General features: G+C 74.9%; 1 protein-coding gene. It reads left to right on the top strand.

Annotated features, from left to right (window positions below):
• Positions 1 to 20: 20 nt before the first annotated feature.
• Positions 21 to 6890: an SDR family NAD(P)-dependent oxidoreductase gene (locus ACN265_RS18400; protein WP_421408690.1), complete on the top strand. Its 6870-nt coding sequence runs from the start codon at positions 21 to 23 to the stop codon at positions 6888 to 6890.
• The last annotated feature ends 37 nt before the right edge of the window (positions 6891 to 6927 follow it).

Raw genomic sequence — 6927 nt, 5'->3', positions numbered from 1 at the left:
TGCGCGGGGGAGAAGGTCCGGTGGACTCCTTGGATGGTCTGGCCTGCATCGTCGTCATCCGCAGCAGCGATCCCGTGGTGCGCGACCACCGCATCCACGGCACCCGGATCGTGCCCGGAGTGTCCTTCCTCGACATCATCTTCCGGGTGGTGCGGGCGCGCGGCGTCGACCCGGACGGCGTCGAGCTGCGCCGAGTGTTGTTCCGCAACCCGGTCGCCGCCGGCCCGGACTTCGACACGGAACTGACGGTGCGTTTCGCCCGCGGCGACGGTCACTTCCGGGTGTCGGTCACCGGGACGCGTCGCCCCCACGGGGACAGCGAACCGGTGCTGGACTGTCAGCTGCACCTGGGCCTGCCGTTCCCGCGACGGCGGCGGGACCTGCCCGCACTGCGGGCCACGGCGCGGCAGACCGTCGACATGACCGAGCTGTACGCCACGGCCCGCGCCACCGGCATCGAACACGGCGAGTTCATGCGCGCCCTCGGCACCCTGTACGTCGGACCGGACGAACTGCTCGCCGAACTGTCGCTGAGCCCACCGGCCGCCGGCTACGCCGGGTACTTCCACCTGCACCCCGCCGCGCTCGACTCCTCGACCCTGCTGCCCACCCGGTTCGCCACCGCCCCGCCGGGTGCCGAGGCACGCCCGTACGTGCCGATGCTGATCGAATCGGTCCGGGCCAGGGGCCCGCTGGGCGCCCGGACCCTGGTGCACGCCACCCCGCCGCGTCCGGCCGGCCCGGATGGGGACCTCACCACCTGCGACCTGGAGTTCCATGCCGAGGACGGGACCGTTGTGGCATGGTTGCACGGGCTGACGTCCAAGCGGATCCGCGACACGGCGGCCATCACCCGTCTCGACGCGCGCCCTCCGGCCGTACCGGACACCGGGCGGATCGTCCGGGAGCTGATCGAGGCGAGGCTCGGTCGCCCGGACTTCGACGAGACGGCCGGGTTCTACGAGCTCGGCATGGACTCCTCGGCGTTGCTGGGCATCGCGGCCGACCTGGAGCAGACGTTCGGTGTCGACTTCTCCCCGACCCTGCTGTTCGAACACAACACGTTCGCTCTGCTGGCCGACCATCTGCGGGGGTTCGCGGCGGTGTCCGCGCCGCCCACGGCACCGGCCGCCGAGATCCCGGTCCCGGCCGAGACGGTGTGGTTCGAGTCGGTCTGGCGTCCGGCTCCGCTGCCGCCCGGACCGCCTCCGGCCCGGGTGGTCACCATCGGGGCGCACACCCGGGCCCGGTGGCCGGACGCGATCGGACCCACCTCCGCCACCGGGGTGGTGTGGCAGCCCGTCGACCCGTCGGACCTCACCGGTGAGGCGGTCGCCCTGACCGAGTTCCTCAGGGCCGCGTCCGACGCCGGCCGGGACGCCCTGCGGCTGGTCTGCCACGTCGAGGACGACGACGCGCCCGTAGCGGCGGTCACCGGCCTGTTCCGGACCCTGCTGCGGGAGAGGCCGGGCACCCGGGCCGCGGTGGTCCGTTCGCCGCACCGGTCCGACGCGCTGGCCGAACTCGCGGCCGGACTGCCCGACGTGGAGGTGCGGTACGTCGACGCCACGCGGCAGGTCCGCGTCGTCTGCACGATGCCGGAGCCGCAGGGCGGCGGCTCGCTGCGCCAGCACGGCGTCTACCTGATCACCGGAGGTCTCGGCGGGGTGGGCCTCGCCCTGGCCCGGCACCTGGCCCGGTCGGTCCGGGCGCGGCTCGTGCTCGGCGGACGCACGGGTGCGGACCCGTCCGTGGTCGGCGAGCTGACCGCTCTCGGCGCCGAGGTGCTCACCGTCGTGATGGATGTGACCAGGGCGGATGATGTGCACCGGGCGGTGCGCGCCGCCGTCGACCGCTTCGGTGCCCTGCACGGGGTCGTGCACGCCGCCGGGGTGCTGCGCGACGGGCTCCTGACGGGCAAACGGGCCGAGGACGTCCGTGCGGTGCTCGCCCCGAAGGTCGACGGCGCGCGTCACGTCGAGGCGGCCACCCGGCACCTCACCCTGGACTTCCTGGTGCTGTGTTCCTCCACCGCCGGCACCTGGGGCAATCCCGGTCAGGCCGACTACGCGTGCGCGAACGCCTTCCTGGACCTGTTCGCCGGCAGTCGCCGCGACATCGTGTCGGTGGGGTGGCCGGCCTGGGCGGAGGGCGGCATGCCGGTCGACGCCGCCGGGCTGCGCCGGATGGGGCTGCGGGCGATGGACGCCCCGCTCGCGGTCGACGTGCTGCTACGGGCGGTGGGCAGCGGCCGCTCCCACGTCGTGGTCCTGACCGGGGACGCGACCCGGATAGCCGCCGCGTTCACGCCGCACGATGCCACGGCCGACACCCCGGCAGCGGTGACGGCCGGACCGGCCCCCGACGGCGACGACGCGGCCCCCGACGGCGACGACGCGGCCCCCGACGGCGACGACGCGGTGGCCGTCGTGGGGATCAGCGGCCGCTACCCGATGGCCCGCGACCTGGACGAGTTCTGGGTGAACCTGCGCGACGGCCGCGACTGCGTCACGACGGTGCCCGCGGACCGGTGGGACCACTCGGCGATCTACTCCGAGGACCGGCGGACGCCCGGCAGGTCGTACGGCAAGTGGGGCGGATTCCTCGATGGCGTCGACGAGTTCGACGCCGGGTTCTTCCACGTCTCGCCGAAGGAGGCGGCCGTGCTCGACCCGCAGGAGCGGCTGTTCCTGCAGGAGTCGTGGCACGCGTTCGAGGAGGCCGGTCATGCGCCGTCGGCCTGGCGCGGCCGGTCCGTGGGCGTGTTCGCCGGTGTGATGTACAACCAGTACCAGCTGTACGGCGTCGACGCGGCGCCCGAACCGGTGCCCTCGTCGTTCAGCGCGTCGATCGCCAACCGGGTGTCGTACTTCCTGGACCTGCGCGGCCCCAGCATCGCCCTGGACAGCATGTGCTCGTCCTCACTCACCACGTTGCACCTGGCCGTCGAAGCCATCCGCCGGGGGGAGTGCGAGGCGGCCCTGGCCGGCGGCGTCAACCTGGCCGTGCACCCGAACAAGTACCTGTTGCTGAGCCAGTCCTCCTTCCTGTCCAGCGACGGGCGTTGCCGCGCCTTCGGCGAGGACGGGGACGGCTACGTGCCCGGCGAAGGGGTCGGCGTGGTGCTGCTGCGCCCGCTGCGGGACGCGGTGCGCGACGGTGACCACGTGCACGCGGTCATCCGGGGGACCGCGGTGAACCACGGCGGCCGTACCGCCGGCTTCTCCGTGCCGAACCCGGCGTCCCAGGCGGCCCTGATCGCCGCCTCGATCCGACACGCCGCGGTGGACCCCGACGACCTGGGCTACCTGGAGGCGCACGGCACCGGCACCAGCCTCGGCGACCCGATCGAGGTGGCCGCGCTGGAGCAGGCGTTCGACCGGATCGGGGCCGGCCGTGGACCATGGCCGCTCGGATCGGTCAAGTCGAACATCGGGCATCTGGAGTCGGCCGCCGGCATCGCGGCGCTCACCAAGGTCGTGCTCCAGTTGCGCCACCGGGAACTGGTGCCCTCGCTGCACGCCGACCCGCCGAGCAGCGCGGTGCGGTGGGAGACCTCCCGGTTCCGGGTGCAGCGCGAGCGGGCGCCCTGGCCGGGCCGTGCGCACGGGCACCGGGCCGCAGCGATCAGCTCGTTCGGTGCGGGCGGGGCCAACGCGCACGTCGTCCTCGCCGAGTGGCCCGCACCGCCTGCCGTACCGGAACCGGCTGCGCCGCGCCTGTTCGTGGTGTCCGCCCGGGACACCGTCCGCCTCGACGAGACCGTCGGCCGGCTCGTGCACCACCTGGAGAACACCGGTGGGGACGTGGCCGCGACGGTGAGCGCGTTGCTGGCCCGGGCCGGTGCACCGACGGCGCTACCGGACGAGCCGTTCGTGGAGTTGGGACTGGACTTTCCGCGACTGACCGATCTCGCCCACCGTGTCGAGCAGGTGTTCGGGACCTGCCCGGCGATCGACGGGGAGACCACCGCCGCCGGCCTCACGGCCGCCCTGGCCACGGCAACCGTCGCCGTGGATCCGGGCGCGCTGGCGTACACGTTGTGGGCCGGGCGCGAGCACTTCGACGAGCGGCTCGCCGTCGTGGCCACGACCACCGCCGAACTCGTGGCGGCGCTGCGTACCGGTGACGGCTGTCATCGGGGTCGCCGGCGGGGGGCGGCCGGTACGGCGGCGGGGGACGACCTGGCGGCACTCGCCGCCGCGTGGGTGACCGGGGCCGAGATCACCCCGCCGCTGCCCGCCCGCCCACGCCGGCTTTCCCTGCCCGGCTACCCGTTCGCCCGGGACCGGCACTGGGTCGCCACCGGCGGCGGTCCGGGCCGGTCCCGGCCCGCCCCGCTGGAGCTGCCCGACCTGGTGGAGCTGCCCGACGGTCACGTCCTGCTGGCCAGGGTCTCCCAGGACGATCACGCCTGGCTGGTCGACCACACCGTCGACGGGACCACGCTGGTCCCCGGCACGTTCTTCGTCGACCTGGCCCTGCGGGCCGGCGACCGGCTCGGCCGGCCGGTGGTCGCCGAGTTGGTGCTCGAGACGCCGCTGCCGTTCGGCGACACCGACGTGCGGCTCACCGTGGCCCTGCCCGACGACGACGGGCGGCGCGCCTTCGAGGTTCACGCCCGTGCCGTCGGGGAGCCGACCTGGATCCGGCATGCGACAGGCGTGCTCGCCCCCGTCGACACCGCCGCGACCGAGCCGCCACCGCTGCCCGGCGACGCCGAGGAGGTCGACCTCGGCGGCTTCTACGACCGGCTGCCCGGCTACGGTCCCGCCTTCCGGGGCCTGCTGCGCGCCTGGCGGGCCGGCGACGCGGTGTACGCGGACGTCTGCGTGCCCGGCGGCGACGCCGGCCCGTACGCCCTGCACCCGGTCCTGCTCGACGCCGCGCTGCACACGGTGGCCCTGGGCGGATTCGTCCCCGACGAGCGGGCGTACCTGCCGTTCGCCTGGTCCTCGGTCAGGGTCGCCACGACCGGGGCGGTCATCGCGCGCGCCTGCGTCACCCCGGTCCGGGCGGGCACCGTCGCGGTGCGGCTCACCGACGCCACCGGCGGGCTCCTCGCCTCGGTGGACGCGGTGACCCTGCGGCCGTCCGGGGCCCCGGACAGCCCGCTGTACCGCGTCGACTGGGTGCCCCTCGATGATCTTCCGCCTGCCGGCCCGCCCGGCCGGTGTGCCGTCGTGGGCCCCGACCGCCCCGGCGTCGGCGCGTCGCTCACCGCGGCCGGTGTGACAGTGACCCGCGCCGACACCCTGGCGCAACTGTCCGAGGTCCCCGAGGTGGTGATCGCGCCCGTCGCCGGGGCCGGATCGTCGGCGGACGCCGCGCTCGTGGTGACCCGGGAGGTGCTCGCCCAGGCACGGCACTGGCTCGAACACGACCGGTTCGGTGCCGCGCGGCTGGTCTTCGTCGCCACCGACCCGGACCCGACGACGGCCGCCGCGTGGGGACTGCTGCGTTCGGCGCAGTCGGAGCATCCGGGCCGGTTCAGCCTCGTCGAGCTCGACGGGGCGGGTACCCCGGACGCCCTGCTGCGGGCGCTGGCCACGGACGAGCCGCAACTCGCGGTCGGGGACGGTCGGGTACTGACGCCCCGGCTGGTCCGCGTCCCCGTGACCGGGCCGGTGCCACCGCGCGAGCGGGGCACGCTGCTCGTCACCGGCGGCAGCGGTGGCCTCGCCGTCCCCGTGGTGCGTCACCTGGTCGCCCGGCACGGGGTCACCGACGTGCTGCTGGTCAGCCGCGGTGGCCTGGTCCCCGCCGGACTCTCCGGCCTGGACGCCCGCGTCGAGGCCGCCGCCTGCGACGTCGGCGACCGCGCGGCGCTGACCGCGCTGCTGGCCGGTCGCACGGTCAGCACGGTGGTGCACGCCGCCGGGGTGCTCGACGACGGCGTGGTGACCGCGCTGGACGCCACCCGACTGGAGAACGTGTGGCGGGCCAAGGCCACCGGCGCCGACCGGCTGACCGAGCTGCTGCCGGACGCCGAGACGGTGTTCTTCTCCTCGGTGGCAGGTGTGCTCGGCGGACCCGGCCAGGGCAACTACGCGGCAGCCAACGCGTACCTCGACGCGCTGGCCCGGCACCGGGTCGCTGAGGGCGGACGGGTGGTCTCGGTGGCCTGGGGCCCCTGGGACCTCGACGACGGCATGACCGCCGATCGGGACCGGCTCGCCCGCGCGGGCCTCGACCGGCTGACGGTCGACGCCGGACTGCACCTGCTGGACACCGCCCTGGCCGGCACGCAACCGGACGTGGTCGCGCTGCGGCTGCACACCCGGGCCTCAGCGGTCGTACCCCCGATGTTGCGTGGCCTGCTGACCGACGCGCCGGCAGGTACGGTCGATCCCGGTCTGCGCGGGCCGGGCCTGGCCGAACTGAGCCCGGCCGTGCGACGGGCCCGCCTCGCCGGCCTGGTCCGCGGTGAGGCCGCCGCCGTGCTCGGGTACGCCGGAGCCGGCGCGGTCGATCCGGAACGCTCCTTCCAGGAACTCGGATTCGACTCGTTGAGCTCGGTGGAGTTCCGCAACCGCCTCGGCGCGGCGCTCGGACTGGCCCTGGAGGCCACCCTCGTCTTCGACCACCCCACCCCCGGTGACCTGGTGGAGCACCTCGCCGGCCGCTTCGGCGACGCCACCGGGGCCGATGAACTGCCGACCCTCTTCGCCGACTTCGACCGCGTCGCCGTCGGCCTGACCGGGGCGGCGGCCACCGACGACGTGTCCCGTACCCGGGTGGTACAGCGGGTACGGGACCTGCTCACCGCCCTCACCCCTGCCCCCGGCGCCGCCCCGCTGGACGTGTTCGCCGCCGCGACGGACGACGAGGTGTTCGCCATGATCGACGCCGAGCTCGGCAGCCCCGTTGCGGGTCAGGAGGACCGATGACCACCGAGGACAAGCTCCGGGACTACCTGCGCCGCGT

This window comes from Micromonospora sp. WMMD730 (genome assembly GCF_049178955.1).
In the GTDB taxonomy this organism is placed as follows: Bacteria; Actinomycetota; Actinomycetes; order Mycobacteriales; family Micromonosporaceae; genus Micromonospora; species Micromonospora wenchangensis.
This window is presented reverse-complemented; position numbering and strand designations above follow the sequence as displayed.